General features: G+C 40.8%; 15 protein-coding genes. 4 read left to right on the top strand and 11 right to left on the bottom strand.

The window, feature by feature from the left end; genetic code table 11:
- Nucleotides 1–464 precede the first annotated feature (464 nt).
- The gene (locus tag V7K32_RS21585) at nt 465–1,634 is read right to left on the bottom strand and encodes a PAS domain S-box protein (RefSeq protein WP_334995821.1); all 1,170 of its coding nucleotides are present in this window, start codon (nt 1,632–1,634) and stop codon (nt 465–467) included.
- Nucleotides 1,635–3,436: 1,802 nt separating this feature from the next.
- Here V7K32_RS21585 and V7K32_RS21580 point away from each other — a divergent pair.
- Nucleotides 3,437–3,748 (top strand): hypothetical protein, encoded by a 312-nt coding sequence (locus V7K32_RS21580; protein ID WP_334995820.1) that lies wholly within the window; start codon nt 3,437–3,439, stop codon nt 3,746–3,748.
- Nucleotides 3,749–4,274: 526 nt separating this feature from the next.
- Here V7K32_RS21580 and egtD read toward each other — a convergent pair.
- From egtD to V7K32_RS21560, 4 genes are all read right to left on the bottom strand, one after another.
- Nucleotides 4,275–5,309 (bottom strand): L-histidine N(alpha)-methyltransferase, encoded by a 1,035-nt coding sequence (egtD, locus tag V7K32_RS21575; protein WP_334995819.1) that lies wholly within the window; start codon nt 5,307–5,309, stop codon nt 4,275–4,277.
- Between the two features lie 571 nt (nt 5,310–5,880).
- Complete coding sequence (locus tag V7K32_RS21570; protein WP_334995818.1) at nt 5,881–6,363, bottom strand: hypothetical protein; 483 nt, start codon at nt 6,361–6,363, stop codon at nt 5,881–5,883.
- 361 nt (nt 6,364–6,724) lie between these two features.
- Entirely contained in the window at nt 6,725–7,411 is a 687-nt protein-coding gene (bchM, locus tag V7K32_RS21565; protein WP_334995817.1) for a magnesium protoporphyrin IX methyltransferase, read from the bottom strand.
- A gap of 161 nt (nt 7,412–7,572) precedes the next feature.
- Nucleotides 7,573–7,977, bottom strand: coding sequence for a DUF4288 domain-containing protein (locus V7K32_RS21560; protein WP_334995816.1), 405 nt, complete (start codon nt 7,975–7,977; stop codon nt 7,573–7,575).
- A 250-nt stretch (nt 7,978–8,227) separates the two neighbouring features.
- Here V7K32_RS21560 and V7K32_RS21555 point away from each other — a divergent pair, with 250 nt between their 5' ends.
- Both V7K32_RS21555 and V7K32_RS21550 read left to right on the top strand, forming a co-directional pair.
- Nucleotides 8,228–8,563, top strand: a complete 336-nt coding sequence (locus tag V7K32_RS21555; RefSeq protein ID WP_334995815.1) for a hypothetical protein — start codon at nt 8,228–8,230, stop codon at nt 8,561–8,563.
- 674 nt (nt 8,564–9,237) lie between these two features.
- A complete protein-coding gene (locus V7K32_RS21550; RefSeq protein ID WP_334995814.1) occupies nt 9,238–12,264 on the top strand; it encodes an SMC family ATPase in 3,027 nt (1,008 codons plus the stop codon).
- Here the strand turns inward: V7K32_RS21550 and V7K32_RS21545 are convergent.
- The 3 genes from V7K32_RS21545 to V7K32_RS21535 all read right to left on the bottom strand — a co-directional run bounded on the left by V7K32_RS21545 (nt 12,261) and on the right by V7K32_RS21535 (nt 16,006).
- On the bottom strand, nt 12,261–13,703 hold the full coding sequence (locus tag V7K32_RS21545) for a peptidoglycan-binding domain-containing protein (protein ID WP_334995813.1): 1,443 nt from the start codon (nt 13,701–13,703) through the stop codon (nt 12,261–12,263). The genes V7K32_RS21550 and V7K32_RS21545 overlap by 4 nt on opposite strands.
- A 167-nt stretch (nt 13,704–13,870) precedes the next feature.
- Nucleotides 13,871–14,374, bottom strand: a complete 504-nt coding sequence (locus tag V7K32_RS21540) for an SH3 domain-containing protein (protein WP_334995825.1) — start codon at nt 14,372–14,374, stop codon at nt 13,871–13,873.
- A gap of 120 nt (nt 14,375–14,494) precedes the next feature.
- Nucleotides 14,495–16,006, bottom strand: coding sequence for an AAA family ATPase (locus tag V7K32_RS21535; protein ID WP_334995812.1), 1,512 nt, complete (start codon nt 16,004–16,006; stop codon nt 14,495–14,497).
- A gap of 272 nt (nt 16,007–16,278) precedes the next feature.
- Between V7K32_RS21535 and V7K32_RS21530 the strand changes: the two genes are divergently transcribed.
- Nucleotides 16,279–17,355, top strand: coding sequence for a DUF6745 domain-containing protein (locus V7K32_RS21530; protein WP_334995811.1), 1,077 nt, complete (start codon nt 16,279–16,281; stop codon nt 17,353–17,355).
- A gap of 67 nt (nt 17,356–17,422) precedes the next feature.
- On the opposite strand, the gene V7K32_RS21525 is transcribed toward V7K32_RS21530, so the two are convergent.
- The 3 genes from V7K32_RS21525 to yidC all read right to left on the bottom strand — a co-directional run bounded on the left by V7K32_RS21525 (nt 17,423) and on the right by yidC (nt 19,760).
- Nucleotides 17,423–17,941 (bottom strand): YceD family protein, encoded by a 519-nt coding sequence (locus V7K32_RS21525; protein ID WP_334995810.1) that lies wholly within the window; start codon nt 17,939–17,941, stop codon nt 17,423–17,425.
- A gap of 140 nt (nt 17,942–18,081) precedes the next feature.
- On the bottom strand, nt 18,082–18,612 hold the full coding sequence (locus V7K32_RS21520) for a Jag family protein (protein WP_334995809.1): 531 nt from the start codon (nt 18,610–18,612) through the stop codon (nt 18,082–18,084).
- On the bottom strand, nt 18,609–19,760 hold the full coding sequence (yidC, locus tag V7K32_RS21515) for a membrane protein insertase YidC (RefSeq protein WP_334995808.1): 1,152 nt from the start codon (nt 19,758–19,760) through the stop codon (nt 18,609–18,611). Before yidC ends, V7K32_RS21520 begins: the two co-directional genes overlap by 4 nt.
- Nucleotides 19,761–19,906 lie beyond the last annotated feature (146 nt).

Below are 19,906 nucleotides of genomic sequence, written 5' to 3'. Positions count from 1 at the left end.
GTTAAGCCGCTTAGGAAAATGCGTAATGGTTTCATAAGATTGCCTTTGGGTGGAGCAGAGATTGACTTTACAAATTGAATTACTAGAGTGAAAATGGAGTTGTGTTAAGTGTGTGCATACCTATTTTGACATGCTGGGTAGGCGATTTTAGCAATACACGTCAAATTAGATATACATTATTTTGGGTACATTTTTAAATTCTGCGATCGTGTACCCTCTTTGCAAGATAACAATGAGGTCAAGTCGCTTCGCTCCAAATTAAAAATTAAAAATTAAAAATTATTAATTAAAAATTGCAATCAGTGCTTGCTTTGTACCCACCACTGATTGTAGACCACTGAAATCTTTAATTTCAGTACTTGCTCTCTACCCAAAATTAAATAATTGAAAATTATTCTTTTTCATTAATTTTTAACTTTTAATTAAAAAAAGGTCAAATTTTCTCATAGGATACCCATAAGTAATTAATCAAAAACTCTCAATATCATGTGTTTTTTTAAGTCAAAACTGATTACACCTTCTTCTTGTAATTTGCCGATTAATCGTGTAATTGTTACCCTGGTAGTGCAGCAAGCGCTAGCAATATCTTCGTGAGTAAAGCGAACACTTAGGCGAGTTCCCTCCGGCACAGTTTCACCAACTTCTTGCTTCAAAAGTTGTAATAGATGGTGTAAACGCTCTTGTACCCGTCGTCTTCCACAAATGACTAAAAAAGATTCTGTTTGGCGTAAGCGCTGATTAATTTTTGGTAAAAGGATATGGCTCAGGTTGGGGGAAGCTGCTATCTCTGCTGCGTAAATTGACACCAACTCAACATCCGAGAGGGCTGTCGCTTGGTAAATGTTTAGAGATGTCAAACTAGAACCAAAAACCATTTCTGCTGTTGCCAATCCTATTAAAACTTCTTCACCCGTTTCACAGTAAGTACTAAGTTTCACCAAACCCTGACAAACATACAAAATTACTAATGGGTTAAGGGGAATGGTTTCTCCTTTAGAATATTTCTGCACGGGGCGATCGTACAAGAGGTCGCTATCGTTTTTGACAACTCCTGATTCTACTCCTTTCCGTTCAGTAATATTACGTACCGTCCAGCGTAGAGACGTTGGTTTACCCTGCTGATTGCGGGCAACTGCTACTGTCAAAGCTGCATCAAATAATTCGCCATGACGTTGTTGTAAGCGGATCAATAGCTCTTTAACTCTGTCTGATTCAGATACTTCGATAAGTTCGCTACGAAGGTGCTGACGTTCTTCTAGAGGGACAAAGTTAATCATTGGTTTGCCCACCAGAAATTGCTTTGAAACATTGAGCAATTTAGCTGCGGTGAAGTTAGCTTCTTGAATGATTCCTTCTGTATTAGTCACTAAATAGGCGTCAGGCGCAAACTCGAATAATTCTTGATAGTGTTGGCGTTCTGTTTCTAAGCAATTCCGTGTTTCTATTAGTTCCTCATTTTGCTGATGGAGTTCCTCTGCTGCTAACTGCACTACCTTTGAGGTGTTATAGAGTTCCTTAAAAGCTTGCGGTAGCAGATCCGGTGAAATCCAAGGTAATACACTAGCAGTTTGGTATAAATCTGCTAAACGATTGTGCAATGTTTCTGAGCGTTGGATAAATTTTTCTATGTTCACCTTAAATTACCGCTACTTACTTGCAGAGTTTAAGCAAAAAATCTACTAGGTAAATTCTTGGAAAAATTGCAGCATTTCCTATTATTATATATATAAATTTAGTTTAGTTCTGAACTGCAATTATTACTCAATAGAACCTATAAGAGTACGTCTATTCTAAGTTTTCAACAATTTATGTTTCATAGGACTACAGGTGGTAGGGTTTTGTAAATGACATGTATTGGATTTAACCTAGATGAGCAAAGCAGATTGAATCTAGGAAATTAAACAGTGTCCATTAATACCTTTTCCAATTACATGCTTTTTTATAAAAAAGCTTACAGCATTTTGCTAAGTATTCTTTCTGCCTTTAGTGGGAAGATTTATTAAACTCAGCTAAATACCAATGCAAAATCCGTTGACCTAAGATGATGCTAATTTATGATTAAACTTATAAGCCAGTCACAATTATGACTAGCAGAGAAATTAGATAAAACAGCACATTTACAAAACCCTCGATCTCAACTTTAAGTTCCTATTCTTGTTTAACCCAGTAAATCATTCTCCTAATGAATGATTTAGTGCTAATAATAATTGTTTCCATGATTACTTAGAATAACTGATAATCTTTTCTTTAACTTCCATCACAAGCATCAAGCGACTACTACCAAAGATACATAGTTTAAGTTAAGTTTATTTGTGTTTTTGAATACATTTTTGCCCAAAAAGATTCTCGGCTTCTTAGAAAAGCTGGAAATCTGAGCTTTTCGATTTTGACAAATCTATTAAGGAACTATTTGGCATAACCAAGAGTAAGGCTAATTGATATTAATAAGTTAAAAATGTTTGTATAGAGCATCACACTATAACTTAAGCATTAAGTGAAATGGCGTGAATAATTAAAGGTTCGTAGTAAGGACTGAAGTCCTTACTACGAACTTAATTACAATAATTTTATATTACTTAATATAGTTAAATTTATCCGCCTCTTAAGATTGCTATATTAACTTAACGGATGCCATGATTATCAATAAATACGCTTGGCTTTGTGAAAAATTGCTTTGCTTAACCCAACCAAACCTCGCAAATATTGGGCTACGTCCCTCAAGTATCCGTCCCAGAACGCATACACGTACTTTATAAAAGTCAGCTTTTATTAAAACTTTATATATTGTTGGTTGTAGTTCATTAAATATGCAAGTTAATAGCTGATTTACTGAAAAGCGTCTTTTTCAAAAACTTCAGTAAAATTTCTCTTTTAAGAATAATAAAATGCAACTAAATTATTAATAGTTCTGCTGGCTTAATTGATGAATAAACGTCAATTATTTCAGGTGTATCTATTTGCAGACTATATATAAGAACGATTCCGTAATTATAGAATAACTCCTCTCTTAAAAGGAGAGCAGAGTTTAGCTTTCCCCTACCTTATAGGAAAGGTAACTGAAGGGGTTAAGTTTTTGTGAGTGAATCGATGTACTAAGCTGCGTTCAAATCTGAAGCATAGCTACTAAACCACGTCTATTTTGAAACCTATAGTTGTTCCATGATGAAAAGGATTTGCTCTCATCCCCCAACCCCGAATCCCAAATCCGGGATTCGGGGAGCCAGAATTTCAAACTCCCTCTCCCAGAGAGAGGGAGAGGGATTTAGGGAGAGGGTGAAAACTACGGTTCTCAACTAAGATTTGGTTGAGTCTATTCATCTGAAAATTGCTGTAATCAGGTTTTCTGCAACGGCGGAGTGATTTATCTTGAAAAATCACAGTTTTATTTCCAACTGAGAACAAATACAACTTCTTGAAGCTTTTTTGAAAAATCCCCATGCGACAATATATTTTTAATCTGCTAATACTGGTATTAGGAACAAGCTCGGCTTTTATCATTAGTCCATCTCAAGCTGAAACTCCGGTAAAATCCAACAGCCAAAATACTGATAATATTACTTCCATATCTTCAAATTCACCTTCGGCTATCCAATTGAGTGATTTTGCCAATTCTACTAATAGCAAACCATCTATCCTCTCTGAGGCAGCCAATAACTCTTCTGCTGCTAATGGCAATGTTGCAACTAAGCCGAAACCACGGCTTCCTATATTCAGCAGAATTTTTCCTACAACTTCGATGCAGCAATAATCAGAGGCTAAATATTTAGTTTACTTGTTTGGGCTGGTAGAGACATGAATTTATATAAGTAAGTGGGCGCAAATAATCATCACTGGCTCGTAGTTGCGCTAAAGCGCAAGACAGCGCAACTACGAGCCAAATACAGAGATTTTACTTTTCGTTACATAGTTTGGTTTTATCTTGCCTACCTACTTATCATATATAAGCTTACTTAGTGAAAATACTAAGACAGTGAGAGAGATTTTAATTTTTCTCTCTCATTGGTGTGGGAGGAATATGATTTATAGCGGTTCTCGTTTGGATACAACATACTTAGACTTGTCACACTCACCGACATCTCGCCCAGAACTAAAGTTCATTTATGAGACTCGGAATTCATTCTGAGGCGGGATAGAAACGCAGTGCGAGATTTCTTAATGAAGAGAGGAATAGAAGTTTTATTCCCCAACCCTACAAAGGTTGGGGCTGCTTTTGTGCGATTTATATTGGACTCAACTGAGAACCAATATATATGTGAGGCATACTCTGATTTGCTTTATGCTTGCAGCTGACAGAGCAATAAACCAAACCATTGATTTGCATCTGTCCACACATTAAGAGGTAATAAACCCTGTGCGGTGAGTTGCTGCTTTATGGTATTGAGGTCAAATTTGCGGGAAATTTCGGTGAGGATAGTCTCATTTATTGCAAAATTAACCTTGAGGTTAAGAGCGCGTAATTCTACAATTTGCGATCGCAAGCTGCGTAAATGCATTTCTATTTGATGCTCACTTTCATTGTAAAATGCCCAGTGTTCAAACTGCGTAGGATCAAAATTCCCTTCAAACTGTTGATTTAAATGCTCTAGCATATTGAGGTTAAATGCTGCCGTCACTCCCTGGCTGTCGTTATAAGCTGGTTCTAAAATCTGTTTCGGCTTTCGTAAATCTATCCCTAACAAGAAATACTCACCTACTTGTAGGGCTTCTGTAATTTTAGAGAAGAATACATCACACTCATTAGGCGTAAGATTACCTAAACTGCTACCAATAAAACAAATCATCCTACTGCGTAATTGCGTCGGTAGGAGTTTTGCAAGAGCTAATTCATAGGTTCCCGCTAAAGCATAAACTTGTAGTAAAGAATAATCTCTTAATAACTGCTTGGCGCTACTTTCCAAGATACCTGCACTCACATCAATTGGTAAGTAGTGCAGGGGATAGTCTAGCTGCTGGTAGGCATCTAGTAAAATGCGGGTTTTGGTAGAACTGCCACTGCCAAGTTCTACTAATTCACAAGCGCCAGTTATCTTGGCAATTTCGCCAGCATACTGCTGTAAAATTGTTTTTTCTGTGCGTGTGAGATAATATTCTGGTAAATCACAGATTTGCTCAAATAGCTCAGAACCACGGTCATCATAAAAGTAACAAGGGGGTAGAGATTTAGATGTTTGAGTTAATCCCTTCACTACATCACTCCCAGTACTAGGTGCAACTATTTGAGTTGCTCCTATCAAACGCTCTATCTGCAAGCGTTTTTCAACGGTGTTTTGAGAAGTAACGTTCTTGTTAAGAGCTTTAGATATCGACATTAAACCTCCGTATGCTTGGCGTAATAGGTTAGCTGTGATGGCAAACCTTTACTCTAATTAGTGAAACACATAGGCATAGTTAATAAAATCATGCTTGAGCAATATTGCTCAAGCTTTAAAGGTATTTTTAGGGATTTATATCAAATCCGTTTGTATAGGAATTATTGCTTTGTCGTCTCCCTTTGCGTCTGGAGCGGTTTTTTAATCATTAAAATGCTACCGGATTTGATAAGTAAGTGGGTCAAATTAAATATAAAACCTCACCCTGAATCCGGCTGACCCCGACAATATTAAGCAGAGGGATTGAGGGTGAGGTTTGATATAGATATTTAATTACGCCTACCTACTTATTACTGATTCAAATGACAATATGCCCCAAGTGCCATCCAAGGGGGTTAAAGTCAAGATGAGGCTGACTACAGAATAGACATCTCCGACAATGAATGTAGAGACGCGAAATTTCGCGTCTCTACAAGGGTTTCAGGTTACGCATATTTAATTTCTGGAGATGTCTATTAGTCATTGGTCATTAGTCATTAGTTAATAAAAAATGACTAATGACTAATGACAATTAGACATCAAAATGATATGATACAGCCCCTTCTTCGTTCACCTTAAAGTTTGCATTGAAGTCTTTAGCTTTTTCATCTAAGTATTGCCTAGCATGGGCTGCGGGTAGTTGTGACTGCATGGCAAAGCCTAATACAGTTACGCGCCCATGATTTTCTTGTAGCATTTTATAAAAAATCGATTGCAAGCGATCGCTAACTTGTTGATTAAGCGCCTTTTTCTCCTGTCGGCTTTGACAGTATAATCCCAATACTAACCATGCCCCCAATGTTAGGCTAGGAATGCCAAAAATTAGACGTTCTACCGTAGTATCATCAATTACAGGGGTATTTTGTGAGAACTCAATCGAACCATCCCAAGCTAAGGGTAGCGTGATTGATTTTTCCGTAGTCGTTTTATTAAATACCTCTGCTGCTGATAGAGTTATAAACATGAATCCCATTGTCAGTAGCCAAGCTGCGGCCAATTTTTCAGCAGTTTTCATAGTTCCACTTCAGATTTACACTTTGCTAGCGATTTTAACCTGACTTTCGCAAAGGTTCCAATATATCAATCTACTAGGTTTGTAAACCCTTCTTCTATCTTCTTGGTTTTTTCTCCATAGCATCTAGGCGCTTACGGTTCTCCCACTGTTTATTTGTCACGCAGGAAAGCGATCGCATTAAATGTCAACAATATAGTATAAATTTTGGCTTTATTACTTAAATATGGCTGGGCGATCGCTATAATAATTTTTCATGCTCCCAATCAGAGCGATCGCTGTACTAGAATACTTACCAATATTAAGCTTTCAGATTTTTAAATCGCAGCAAAGGTATAATATTTATCTTGCTGCGATTTTAACTTTAGTTACGTGTAGCTTCAAGTAGGCGGGAAAAATAGAAACGAGTCTTCGTCATCGCTTTTCGTTGCAATGAAAAGCCGTTACTTTCCAAGATTTTCACTACATCAGCCTCACGATGCAAATATGCACGAGTCGCTTTACTTGGGCCGGGAAAGAAACTGCCAATTTTCTTCAATATACTCAGGGCGCAGGTCTTCGGCGCAAAACTAAGAATTATCCGCGACTGTGCCAAAGAACAGAGGTGAGAAATCATCTCATCCGCTTTTTCTTGGGGGTAGTGGATGAGAACATCCAAGCAAATAACAGTATGGTAACTACCACTCAACGATTCCAAATCCTGCACGGCAAAAGTCGGATTTTCGGCAATTGGCAAAGTTTGCTTGGCTCTATCCTTGCCTTCTTCCACCATTTTTTCAGAAATATCGGTGGCATAGACTTTCGCACCATCTACCGCTAGGGGGATGCTGAGACTACCAACACCACAACCAGCATCGCAGATTGATAAATCTGGTAAATTGTTATCAGCCTTCAGCCAGCCGAGAACTGTATCTACGGTTTGCTGGTGGCCATTGCGGATGTCTAGTTGGACTTTGTTGACTTCGCCATCGCCGTAGATTCGCTTCCAACGGTCAAATCCTATGGAATTGAAATACTCACGAACAATCGTTTTATCGTCGGCTGCGTTCATAAACTTTGATTTTTAGGGGTTCCCAATGCTTAAAATTATCATTGATAGGAACCCATAAGAACGGTCTTCTAGATTTTTATAGATATAAAGTAAAAACACTTGCGATCGCTTTTGGGTCTGTGATGGGAATCGACAAGAGCGATCGCGTGGTTTTATAACTATCACTCAAATTGCTCTTTAGATAACAATGGCTCAAATGAGCGATAAACCTCATAATTCCGAAAATGTCGAGTATATAAATCAACAATATCCTCAGATGAATCAAAGTCATCATACAAAACTGAATTCACGTCTACTACTTGCTGTAAAGACCAAGTAATAGTTTCTTTATTCTCATTTGTATAGCTGATACTTTCATTTTTACTATGGTTGAAAGCCTTTGTTTTTGCTTCTTCTAAAGATGTAGATTTAATCAAAACAAAGCTTTCTTGGTACAAAGGTTGATAATCAGCTTGATCTAAAGATGATTTGTAGAGAATTATCGCAATGTAGAATGATTCTAATTTATCTGCATTTTTCGTTTTCATCTCATCTTCTCCACAGCTACTTTTTGAATCTACTATCATTCAATAACTTCCAAGCTTTTTTGCCAGTAGCAGATTTGTTTTTCTTAATATCTTCTAAATAATAGTTAGGAAACTCCCGCCTAATCGGCGCTTTTCGGCAAACACTAATAAAAGTATCAGCAAACAAACTTAAATTGTCATTGGCTTCACAATTATCCTCTGGTCTAAATTGGCTAATTGGCAACAATTGCTGGGATAAACTTGCGTTGTTATAATTATAGTTTAAGACCTGGAAATCAGCATTAATAGGTTGCGTGCCTGTAAACTCGGTCGTTCGTGTTCAGAACTCGGTCGTTCGTGTTCAGAACTCGGTCGTTTGTGTTCAGAACTCGGCTGTTTGTGTTCGGAACTCGGTCGTTTGTGTTCGGAACTCGGTCGTTCGTGTTCAGAACTCGGTCGTTCGTGTTCAGAACTCGGCTGTTTGTGTTCAGAACTCGGTCGTTTGTGTTCAGAACTCGGTCGTTCGTGTTCAGAACTCGAAACATCAAAATTTTTAGGGTGGGCAGTATACTCTATCCAATACGGTTCGGTTAGCTTGTTTACCCTGCGAAGATCCCCCCAACCCCCCGATAAATTGGGGGGCTAATTTCTTCGTTGACCCCCTTTTTAAGGGGGTCGCCATAGGCGGGGGGATATTATCCGAACCGTATTGGGGAACTCCAAGAAATAAATTATCCAATCTTGTGGGGTGGACAATCTTGCCCACCCAGTTTATATGGCGGGCGAGACGCCCACCCCACAAGAGTTAATTGGATATTTTTTTATTTGGAAGTCCCTTGGTACTCTATCCACCCTATTTAATTAAAAACTTACTTGGTTTGCGTCAATTTTCCCAACTTGCTTAATCGTACTTTGGTCGTAAGCATTAGCGCTGACCATTGTTGTAATCACTCTTCTAGGAACTTCCAAATAAAAAAATACTCAACTACTTATTGTGGGGTGGACATCTTGTCTGCCCATGATTAGGGGAGACAAGATGTCTACCCCACAAGATTGAATAATTTATTTGTTGTCAGTCCCCTATGAATGTTTTTCTCTCAGATAACAGGCAGAAATAACAACAAACCTCCACAGAAGTTTCATTTTTCTCCTAAGACAGCAAAACTTCTTCATGCAACAAGAGAAATTTGCTGATTATATTGTTAATTTTTGTAAATTTGATGTCTTCAAGACTAGAAACCTGATATCTAGATAGCTAAACTAACAAACAGTGCATCTGTACTGTTAATTATTAAAAGTAGATGTGGCGCTATAGGGTGAATGATCCCAGTACAACTTATCCTCAAAAATTTTCTTAGTTACCGTGATGCAAGTTTAGATTTTGGCGGTTTGCATACGGCTTGCATTTGTGGTTCCAATGGTGCGGGTAAATCTTCACTTTTGGAAGCAATCACCTGGGCAATTTGGGGTGAAAGCCGTGCCACTGCTGAAGATGATGTGATCTATTCTGGGGCGAAAGAAGTTCGGGTTGATTTTACTTTCCAAAGTAATCAGCAAAAATATCGCGTGATTCGTACCCGAATTCGGGGAGGTACTAGCGTTCTGGAATTTCAAATAGAAATACCATCTGGGTTTCGCTCACTCACTGGCAAAGGGGTAAGAGCAACCCAAGATTTGATTCTAGAACACATCAAGCTCGATTACGATACATTTATTAATTCTGCTTACTTACGCCAAGGCCGTGCAGATGAGTTCATGCTCAAACGCCCTACCGAACGCAAAGAAATTTTAGCGGAGTTGTTGAAACTCAATCAGTATGATGATTTAGAAGAACGGGCAAAGGAATCTTCTCGTCAGTTCAAAGCACAGGCGCTAGAGTTAGAGCGTTCTTTAGAGTCGATTAAAACTCAGTTGCAACAACGCCAGACAACCGAAGCGCAAAGAGTCGAGTTAGAAGCCGAACTCAACCAACTGCAACAGGTGCAAGCCTTTGATAATATTCAATTACAAAGTTTGCAAGTTGTCCAGCACCAGCGCACAAATTGGGAACAACAACTTAGTTTTGTCAAGCAGCAATACCAAAATCTTACCCAAGATTGCGATCGCCTCCAACAAGAACAATCAGCTATTGGCTCTCAGCTATCAGATTTAGAAAAAATATTACACCAAGAAGCTGAAATTAAAGCTGGATACGCCCAATATCAAAGTCTCCAATCTCAAGAAGAAGCTTTTGCTGCCAAATTTGAAGAATACACCCGCGCTGGGCAGACTCGCCAACAAAAGCAACAACAGCTTACCAAACAAATTCACGAAATCGAACGGCAATTGCAACAAGCCCAAGCCCAAATCGAAGCTTTGCAGCAACAAGAGCGAGAAATTCAGCAAACTTTGACTAAATCAGGTGAAGTAGAAGCTGCTTTGTCACAACTAACCGCAGCCCGTCACCATGTTGCTCGTTTAGATCAACTACAAATGCAAGTGACTCCTTTGTTGCAACAACGCGCAACTTTACAAAGCCAACTCGATCGCACTCATGCTGGTTTAGTAGCGCGACTCGAACAACTCCAAAGTACTGAGAACCAATTGCAACGCCAGCACCGCCGCCAACCGCAGCTGCAACAAGCAGTGATGGATGTGGCAATCCAGATTGAAGAACTGGAGAAAAAGCGGGTTTATTTGCAACGAGTGCAGGAAAAAGGGCAAGAAAGGCGACACTTTATTGAACGCCTGCAAGCTCATCAACGCGACTATGAAAAACTGCTGGGAGAATTAGAGCAGAAATTGCAAATGCTCCAAAATCCTGAAGCGCTTTGTCCATTATGCGAGCGTCCTTTAGATGAACATCACTGGAGTCGCGTGGTGGAAAAAACCCAGGCTGAGATAGAGGATACTCAAGGGCAGTTTTGGGTACTACGGGAACAATTGGCTGTGTCAGACAAAGAAATTCAGACACTCAGGCAGGAATATCGGGAAATTTCCCAACAATTGGCGGGCTACGATGGTTTACGCGAACACCGGGGACAGTTGGCAGCCCAGTTAGAAGCTACAACTGATGTGCAACAACAGTTACAACAGATTGCTGCCGAAAAACAGCATTTGGAGCGATCGCTCCAAGCTGGTGATTACGCTCCCGATAAACAAGCCGAACTCCAGCAACTAGACCAATATCTGCAACAAGCTAATTATAATGAACAAGACCACGCTCTCGCCCGGAGTGAAGTTGAGCGATGGCGATGGGCAGAAATAAAACTCCAGCAGATTAAAGATGCAACTAAGCGACAAGCGCAACTATTAGCCCGAAAACCAGAATTACAATCCCAAATTGCTCAATTACAAGCCAAAATACAACAGGATCAGATTGATTCTGAATGTGCTAAACAAATCGCGGCTCTTGAGCATCACATTACCGAAATTGGCTACAGTTCCGAGCAACACAACAATCTGCGTATAGCTGTCCGCCAAGCTCAATCTTGGCATTTGCGGTATCAACAACTGCTGTCAGCCCAGCAGCAATATCCCCAACTCCAGACGAGATTGCAAGAGTTGGAGGAATCCAGAAGCGCCAGAGTAACGGAGCGGCAAAAACTCGGCGGGCAAATCGAAAGCATTATCCAGCAACTACAAGCAACAGCTAACCCCTCTGCCCAAATTCAAGCTCTAGAGCAGCAGTTAGCGATACGTAGACGGCAACTCGATGAGCAAATTGCCAAGTTAGGGCGTTTAGAACAGCTGGCGCATCAACTAGAAACGCTACAAATTCAGTATGAACAACAGCAGCAGCAATTACAATCTTGCAAACAGGAATATCGTGTTTATCAGGAATTAACGCAAGCTTTTGGTAAAAATGGTATCCAAGCACTGATGATTGAAAATGTGTTACCGCAACTGGAAGCTGAGACAAATCAACTACTTTCGCGGCTGAGTGGTAATCAATTTCATGTACAATTTATTACTCAAAAAGCTGGGCGTAGTGCTAAATCAACCAAGAAAAATGCCAAGCTGATAGACACCTTAGATATTTTAATCGCCGATTCTAGAGGAACACGATCTTATGAAACTTACTCTGGTGGGGAAGCCTTTAGAATTAACTTTGCCATCCGTTTGGCCTTGGCGAAATTATTAGCGCAACGGGCGGGGGCGGCGTTGCAATTGTTGATTGTGGATGAAGGTTTTGGTACACAGGATGCCGAAGGATGCGATCGCTTGATTGCAGCGATTAATGCGATCGCTTCCGATTTCGCTTGCATCCTCACTGTCACACACATGCCCCACCTCAAAGAAGCTTTCCAAGCCAGGATTGAGGTGAATAAAACTCAAGAAGGTTCGCAGTTGAGTTTGTCAATTTAATTGTATTTTACCCGTGCATCAAGACCTAATGAGCGGAGCTTTTTCGTTAGTGTTTCGGCTTGGGCGCGATCGCTAAATGCTCCAGCATTCACATAATCCCCTAAATGGGATTGCTCAGTTACAGCATTGGGTATATATTGTTGCACTTTACTCAGAGTATCATTATTGGAAATTGGCACTATTACTCTGTAGGGATTATTCGCAACTAATGTGTTGCCATTAGTCACAGGCACTAAGTTATTAGTAGGAGGTAAATAGCGATTATTTTCAGTTGCTACATAGTCATTAGTATTAGTCAATACATAACCATTTCCCTCAGCAGAATTGCCCACAGTCGGACTATTCAATCCTAATGCTTGCCAAGTTTGCCAATCTACATTTCCAGTAGAATTAAGTCGAGATGATTGCTGAAATGCAATCACAGATTCTTTGGTGTAATCGTTGAAAACGCCATCAGGATTGGTATTAGAAAAACCCAACTGCGATAAACGCTCTTGAACTAATCTGACATTTTCTCCGCGATCGCCTATAGTCAGATAACTTCTACCTGGTTGTTGAGTAGTATATCCAGGTGTGGAGGCTCTACGCACTGACTCCAAGACTTGAGCATTGGCGATGCCATCAACAGGTAGGCGATAATTTCGCTGGAATGCAACTACCGCATCTCTAGTCATTGGGCCAATATTCCCCGTAGCAGCAGTATTAAAATAACCTAGCTGCCGCAAACGCACTTGTAATTCTCTCACTTGTTGAGTTGAGAGACTTGATCTGCCTGGAGTCGGAGAGGAACCTAGTAGTACGTTCCAAGTTTGTTGATTCACAATCCCGTTAGGAGATATGCGATAATTTCGCTGGAATGCAATTACAGCATCTCTAGTCATTGGGCCAAAATTCCCAGTGGGATTAGCATTCAAGTAGCCTAACTGCCGCAAACGCTGTTGTAACCTTGTCACGGCTGCACCAGTTTTGCCTTGAGAGAGAACAGGATATTGACCACTTGGCCGCAATCCACCACTGGTATTCCTGCTAGAAGTTATACTTTGACATGCTCGTTGCAAGGCTCTTTGAGTACTAGCACCCACAACACCATCAGCAGGAATTCTATTGGCTTGCTGGAATTTGATCACAGCATTCTGAGTCAAGCTAGCAAACTTGCCACTCACCGGGCCGTTAAAGTAGCCTAAGTTTTTTAAACACCTCTGGCTACTGCTAACTTCAGCGCCATTACTTCCTATTTTCTGAAGTGCTAAAGCTTGTCCAGCGATACTCAAGAGCCACGTAGTCAGTGCTACGCACAAAAGACGGATCGCCACACCACTAGATAACTTTTTCCAATTTAAAAATTTGAAATTAGCTACGGTAAGAACAACCTTGACACTTGCGGATGCCTCGTAGACTGAGGCAAGCTTGGTTAAATAGCTATTTACCCCTATTTCCACTTGTTTTTTTCAAGTTATGACTACACCTAATTATATGACTTGCTCTATGTTGTGTTTATTTTGTGTATGGTTCTTTACAAGTGATTGAAGTAGGGAGTGGGGAGTGGGGAGTGGGGAGTGAGGGAGTGAGAGACAAGAATTAATAACCAATGCCCAACGCCCAATCTTTATTGTTCATCAACTTTTTGAGTATTACCTGCTTTTACCCAACCTTCTTGTTCGCTACCTTCCAAACGGATCTTTTGCCAAGCTTTATCCTCGCTTTGTTCCAAGATAATAATTTTTTGATTAAAACCAACCCCACCAATTTTTTCAGCTTCTTGATTTGGTTGCGATCGCAAACTCAAGCCTTCAGACCAACTAACACGCCCTCGGTAAGCTCCCGATGGCAATGGTTTTGGTGATGGGGTAGCCTTTGGTGATTCTGTGGCAGTCGAAGTTGGGCTTGGAGACGATTCAGCCTTTGTCCCAGGTGTGGGTTTAGCTCCTTTAGGCTCAGTTGCTTTGGGAGCTTGGGCTTTCACTGAGGGACTATCATTAGAAAAAACCGGTTTGGCAGGGGGTATGCCGGTGCGATTCATGAAATAGAGTCCAATTGCGGCGCCGCCACCTATTAGCACAGCGATCGCTAAGAAAAACCCAAGTATAAACTTTATGAAGCCAGACAACATAGTTAAAACCCGATCGCCAATGGTCAATAGTCAATAGTCAATAGTAATATCATGATTAACTATTAACTATTAACTAGCAATTATCAACTAACCAATTATTCTAGCTGCCGTTGAATGCGTTCATGTAGTCCGCCGCAGGCGATCGCTTAAAGGATTGTGTTTAGATGCTAAACGCGCTCTCCCAGCAGCAGCCCATTCTTGGAGTTGCTGAATTTGCTCTACAGCAGTTCGCGCTAAGGGGATGATCTGACTGGCTGCTTCTAAAATGTCGTCAGTCGCAAAGTCGCGGTTTTGGCTGAATCCAATATGCATCGCTTCAATTAAAGTTTGCTCAATCTCTGCTCCAGAAAAATCGGGCGTTTCATAAGCTAACCTGTCGATGTCATAACTTTTTAAGTTATGGGGGCGCAATCGGGATAAATGAACATCATAAATTGCTTTTCTCTCTTCTTGGGTGGGCAATCCCACAAAGAAAATTTCATCAAATCGCCCCTTACGGAGCATTTCTGGGGGTAAAGCTTGGATGTCGTTAGCGGTGGCGACAACAAAAACGGGTGAGGTTTTTTCGGCTAGCCAGTTAATAAAAGTCCCAAACACCCGGCTGGCTGTTCCTGCATCACCTTTGCTACCAACTCCAGCAAAGGCTTTATCTATTTCATCAATCCACAAAATACAGGGAGCGAGGGCTTCAGCTACTTGGATCATTTGCCGAGTCCGAGATTCTGACTCACCCACCAAACCACCAAATAACCTTCCCACATCCAAACGTAACAACGGTAAATGCCAGTGATGAGCGATCGCTTTTGCGGTTAACGATTTACCAGTCCCCTGAATACCCACCAACATTAAACCACGGGGGTGCGGTAATCCGTACTGTCGCGCTTTATCAGTAAATGATCCTCCCCGCCGAATCAGCCAGTCTTTTAAGTTATCTAGTCCGCCAATATCAGAAATTTGCTCAGTGGCGGGGCAGAAGTCCAAGATTTGGGTTTGGCGGATAGTTTGGCGCTTTTCTTCCAAAACGAGATCCACGTCTTCTGGTTGCAATTCTCCGTGGGTAGCGATCGCTTTTGCCAAAACTCGGCGAATCCGTTCCATCGAAAGCCCTTGACAAGAGCGCACCAAATCATCTAGAACTTTCCCAGAAAGGGAGTTGCCAGTACTTTGTAGTAAGCGTTCCACCTCAGTTTTAATTTCTGGGGCCGCGGGTAAGGGAAACTCGACGACTGTCAACACTTCGGTTAAATCGTCAGGAATGGCGATGCGCGGCGACAATAGGACAATATTTTTTGGTTGCGACTTAAGAAGTCTGGACAGGTTGCGGAGTTTGCGAGCGATCGCTACATCATCTAAAAAGCGATGATAATCTCGGAGAATCAATACCGCAGATGCCGAAGCTGGTAATTTTTCGATAAATTCCAAAGCTTGTAATGGGTTACGCCGCCCAAACCCAACATCATTGAGGTTTCCTTGGTAGCCATCGACAAAATCCCAAGTATACACTGGGCGATTACCCTGGTTGGTGGCTTCTTCCCGGATAGCTGCTTCTACCCTCTCCTCTTCATAAGTGGGAATATAAATTAAGGGGTAGCGGGCGCGTAGCAGCAGTTTAAACTCTTCACGGAAGTTCATATTTAGCTGTGGTTATTAGTTCTTCTATCATTGTTCAGGTTTGTATCACCTCTAACAACTAAAAAACCAACATCTACCAGTTCATAGCGGTTGCGAGTGCGATCGCTGTGTGTGAGATATTTGTTAAAGCGATCGCTCTATTGCGGTAAGCAGCATCTAAATCATTAGGTGATTAAGATAATTTAATTTTTAATAATGAATAGGGATTTTTAAAAATATTTAACATTGCCCTAATTCCAGTGTGAATAGAAATAACCTTTCTAACTACTATTATGTCTAATAATGAAATCGAGAAAATAACTTCAGAACAAGAACCTTTAATATCATTTTATCGAGAAAAATGGAGTAATATTGTAGTTTCAAGTGACATATTAGACCGTTCTCAAGCAAAAGAAGCAGTTAAGACTGCTTATGAATTAGTAGGAAGAAGCAAACCAAAAATTATCTTTTCACATAGCACAAATTCTGCGTTAAAAATAATTTTTCAAAGGTTACATGCACCTTATTTACTTGGTTACTTGGGGACAAAAGATCGGAAAAAACTTAGTGAAAACTTAGGAAAATGTATTGCAAGAGAACTGCCAAAGGAACTAATGGCAGAATTAAATAAACGCTTTACTAATCAAATTGGATACGAACTTGATAGATACCTTGATATGCAGATGTTATCAGATATTCCGGCTGTACATAATTTACCACATCCCAATATTAATTTATATACTGATATTTTTTATGATTGTATTAATCCCAAAACCTGGGAAAACATTGCGAGTAAATATGATTTTATAATTTCAGAATTAAATTGTATTTACTCGCCTAAAGCTTGCGAAGCATTTCAAAATATTATCAAATATTGTGGCTGGATTTTTCCCTTTGAAAAGTTGTGTTTGATATGTGATTACCCTCTAGAATTTCTTTATGACAGCGCTTATCGCCTCCATGCGGAGGGAGAACCAACTATCAAAATAGCAAATGGATGTGACATTTATGCCTATCACGGTGTTATTTTACCCGCAAAATATGGTAGAGTCCGCCCGCAAGATTGGCAAGTTTCATGGTTTTTAGAAGAACAAAATGTGGAATTGCGTCGAGTGTTAATTGAAGAAATCGGCTATGAACGTATTGCTGAGGAGTTACAAGCTACAGTCATAGACTCATATCAAGAATACACTTTATTGAAAATCAGTGAGGGCGAAGACAAAGAACCAATTTATCTTTTGAAGATGACTTGTCCTAGCACTGGTAGAATTCATGCATTGCGGGTACCACCTAATATTCAATCTGCACATCAAGCGATTAGTTGGGTGAATTGGGGTGTTGACCCAGAAGATTTTGCTATACAAACCTAAATAAGCCTGTATAGACAGGCTTAGTTCGTGTAGGTGCAGACTGAAGTCTGACTGAATTACCAAATTACTATCCCGGAAGTTGCTTTTTCAGTGCTTCCAGAGAAGCCCAACGGTTATCAACTGGAGTTTCAGGAATATCAGAATTATCGACTGTACTACTTACAGGAATACCTAGACAATTCCTACTGCACAGCTGGCGCTGGGGAATTGCCAAGCACATTTGCTCATACAGCCATTCGTTGGGATAAAAATAACCATCGGGCGGTAGGGTTTCAAGCAACTCTTCCATAATCACTTCCCGTTCTAGGGGCAAGTCATTTGCCTGATTTGCAGTTTCGTCTAACCAGATGATTTCCTTCGTATCAAGCCCTAAACGTCGATTGTATTGCTGCAAACAGCGATTGCAGGTACAAGTAATAATTGTTTCTGCCTGAGCGGACACTTCCAGGTAATTGCCATGATGCTGCACGCGCACACGACCGCGAACTGGTGTCAACGTTTCCAGACCAGGCAGAAATTCCTCAACTTGAACTTCCTCTGTCCGCTCCGGGGCTTTGGTTAGCTGCGGAATATAAATTGCGTCCATAGGATTTGTGAGACATCCTCACGAAAATTAATGGTCATTATCAGCAATAATACTGATACTACATCTTTATTTTAGCTTTTAGGAACAAGAGAAATTTTGAAATTATATTGACCTTTCAATTAACTCTTGTACAGACGCGATTAATCGCGTCTCTCTTCTTCCAACGAAGCTGGCTGCACAACCAGATGACGATGTGGCTCTTTGCCGCGACTGAAGGTTTCCAAATCTCCAAACTCCTTCAAGAAGGTATGGATTTGTCGCCTTTCAGCAGAACTAAGGGATTTGATTTCCACTTCTCTACCAGAAAAGCGTACTTCATCGGCTGCTGCTTCTGCTAATGCGCGAATTTCGGCTTCTCTTTTGACCCGGTAGCCATTCAACTCAATGGTGTAAGAAGCTTGTTCCTCAGGGGGTTGGCTTAGGTTTAAAACCGAATTTGCTAGATACTGAATTGCATCTAACACAGAACCATCGGCACCAATTAATACCTGGATTTGTTCTGTCGTCAACTTAGTTTGATCAATTGTTAACCAGTAGTTATCTGGTTCTGGCGAATCGCTCTCTTGAGATTGGTCCGCTTCTAAATGACCCTGAATTTCAGCAGGTATTCCAGTGAGTTCCAGCAGGGTTTTTAACCACTGCTGACCTCGCTGCATGGGAATATTGCTCATGATCCCCCTGTCGCCTTTTTCTTGGCACTTTTTGGTTCAAATGGCAATGCCTTTTGTTCTGCCACTACTGCTTCTTTTTCCTGGGTTGCTACGATTTTTTGCAGTTCTTCTGGTAGAGGTTCGCGGGACAGAAGATAAGTTTGTGCAGTTTGGAAAATATTGCCAATTACCATATACATCAGCACCCCAGCAGGTAAGGGGAAGAACAAAAACATGCCAGAAAAAATAACTGGAGTGATTTTGTTAACTGTATCTTGCTGCGGATTGCCACCACTGGAATTTTGCCCGGATAGCATTTGGCTAACATAAAGGCTGATTCCAAAGGAGACGATCATGGCGACGATATCCCAGTGGATTGTGCCATCTGGATCGGTTGCGCCAACCCTGCCTAAGGCGTCAATAAATAGAAAGCCTTTGTCTGCTGCTAGTCCAGGAATTGTTCCTTGAATAGTAACTTCTCCGGGCTGCAATGCTTCTACATTGCCTTGGGCATCAATTTTTACCCTATCTTCACCTTTGGTAATTTTCCAATCAGGAACTAGCTTATTTTCTGGGTGTTCTGCTAAGAGTACCTGAAATGGTTTGCCCTCAACGGTCTGATATTGGATCTTAGTTTGTTCTCCCACCGCTAGTTTGTTACCACTAGGAAGGATGGCAGCTACTTTAACGTGTTCTCCATCAGCAACGTAAATATTTTGAGGAGCAGTGGCAAAGGCTTGCGGTTGAATTTGTTCGATTTGTGCTGCGGGTAAGATTTGCAGGTTAACGCTGTAGTTAGCACTTGCAAAAGGCGAACCCCGTAAAGTGGCAAACAGCGCTAATAAGACCGGCATTTGCACTAGTAATGGAAAACAACCTGCTAAAGGATTGCCAAATTCTTTTTGAACATTGACCATTTCCTCTTGCTGCTTTTGCGGTTCATCTTTATAGCGCTCTTTGATTTCTGCCATCCGCTTCTGCATCAGAGGTTGTACAATTCGCATTTTCCGCATGTTGCGAATTGAGCCAGCACTCAGGGGATAGAGCGCGAAGCGGACTATCAATGTCAAAGCAACGATCGCCAATCCGTAGCTAGGCACAATACCATAGAAAAAATCTATGATTGGCAGCATCACGTTGTTCGAGAGAAAGCCGATACCAAAATCCATTATTCTGAATTCAACCTGAGCTACTGTAAACTGAATCTAATTTATCTAAATCATGAATTATGTGCGACTACCCTTCGCTACGGATAGCCGCACATCCAAAAAAAGGGAGTGGGGAGTGGGGAATTGGGAGTGGTATGTAGTTTTTG

This window comes from Nostoc sp., assembly GCF_036917635.1.
Lineage (GTDB): Bacteria > Cyanobacteriota > Cyanobacteriia > Cyanobacteriales > Nostocaceae > Nostoc.
This window is presented reverse-complemented; position numbering and strand designations above follow the sequence as displayed.

What these genes read in the sequence shown, in the direction of transcription:
- V7K32_RS21540 (WP_334995825.1), bottom strand. Translation starts at nt 14,374, where the DNA reads ATGTTGTCTGGCTTCATAAAGTTTATACTTGGGTTTTTCTTAGCGATC.
- egtD (WP_334995819.1), bottom strand. Translation starts at nt 5,309, where the DNA reads ATGTCGATATCTAAAGCTCTTAACAAGAACGTTACTTCTCAAAACACC.
- V7K32_RS21550 (WP_334995814.1), top strand. Translation starts at nt 9,238, where the DNA reads ATGATCCCAGTACAACTTATCCTCAAAAATTTTCTTAGTTACCGTGAT.
- V7K32_RS21525 (WP_334995810.1), bottom strand. Translation starts at nt 17,941, where the DNA reads ATGGACGCAATTTATATTCCGCAGCTAACCAAAGCCCCGGAGCGGACA.
- yidC (WP_334995808.1), bottom strand. Translation starts at nt 19,760, where the DNA reads ATGGATTTTGGTATCGGCTTTCTCTCGAACAACGTGATGCTGCCAATC.
- V7K32_RS21560 (WP_334995816.1), bottom strand. Translation starts at nt 7,977, where the DNA reads ATGATAGTAGATTCAAAAAGTAGCTGTGGAGAAGATGAGATGAAAACG.
- V7K32_RS21520 (WP_334995809.1), bottom strand. Translation starts at nt 18,612, where the DNA reads ATGAGCAATATTCCCATGCAGCGAGGTCAGCAGTGGTTAAAAACCCTG.
- bchM (WP_334995817.1), bottom strand. Translation starts at nt 7,411, where the DNA reads ATGAACGCAGCCGACGATAAAACGATTGTTCGTGAGTATTTCAATTCC.
- V7K32_RS21530 (WP_334995811.1), top strand. Translation starts at nt 16,279, where the DNA reads ATGTCTAATAATGAAATCGAGAAAATAACTTCAGAACAAGAACCTTTA.
- V7K32_RS21570 (WP_334995818.1), bottom strand. Translation starts at nt 6,363, where the DNA reads ATGAAAACTGCTGAAAAATTGGCCGCAGCTTGGCTACTGACAATGGGA.
- V7K32_RS21580 (WP_334995820.1), top strand. Translation starts at nt 3,437, where the DNA reads ATGCGACAATATATTTTTAATCTGCTAATACTGGTATTAGGAACAAGC.
- V7K32_RS21535 (WP_334995812.1), bottom strand. Translation starts at nt 16,006, where the DNA reads ATGAACTTCCGTGAAGAGTTTAAACTGCTGCTACGCGCCCGCTACCCC.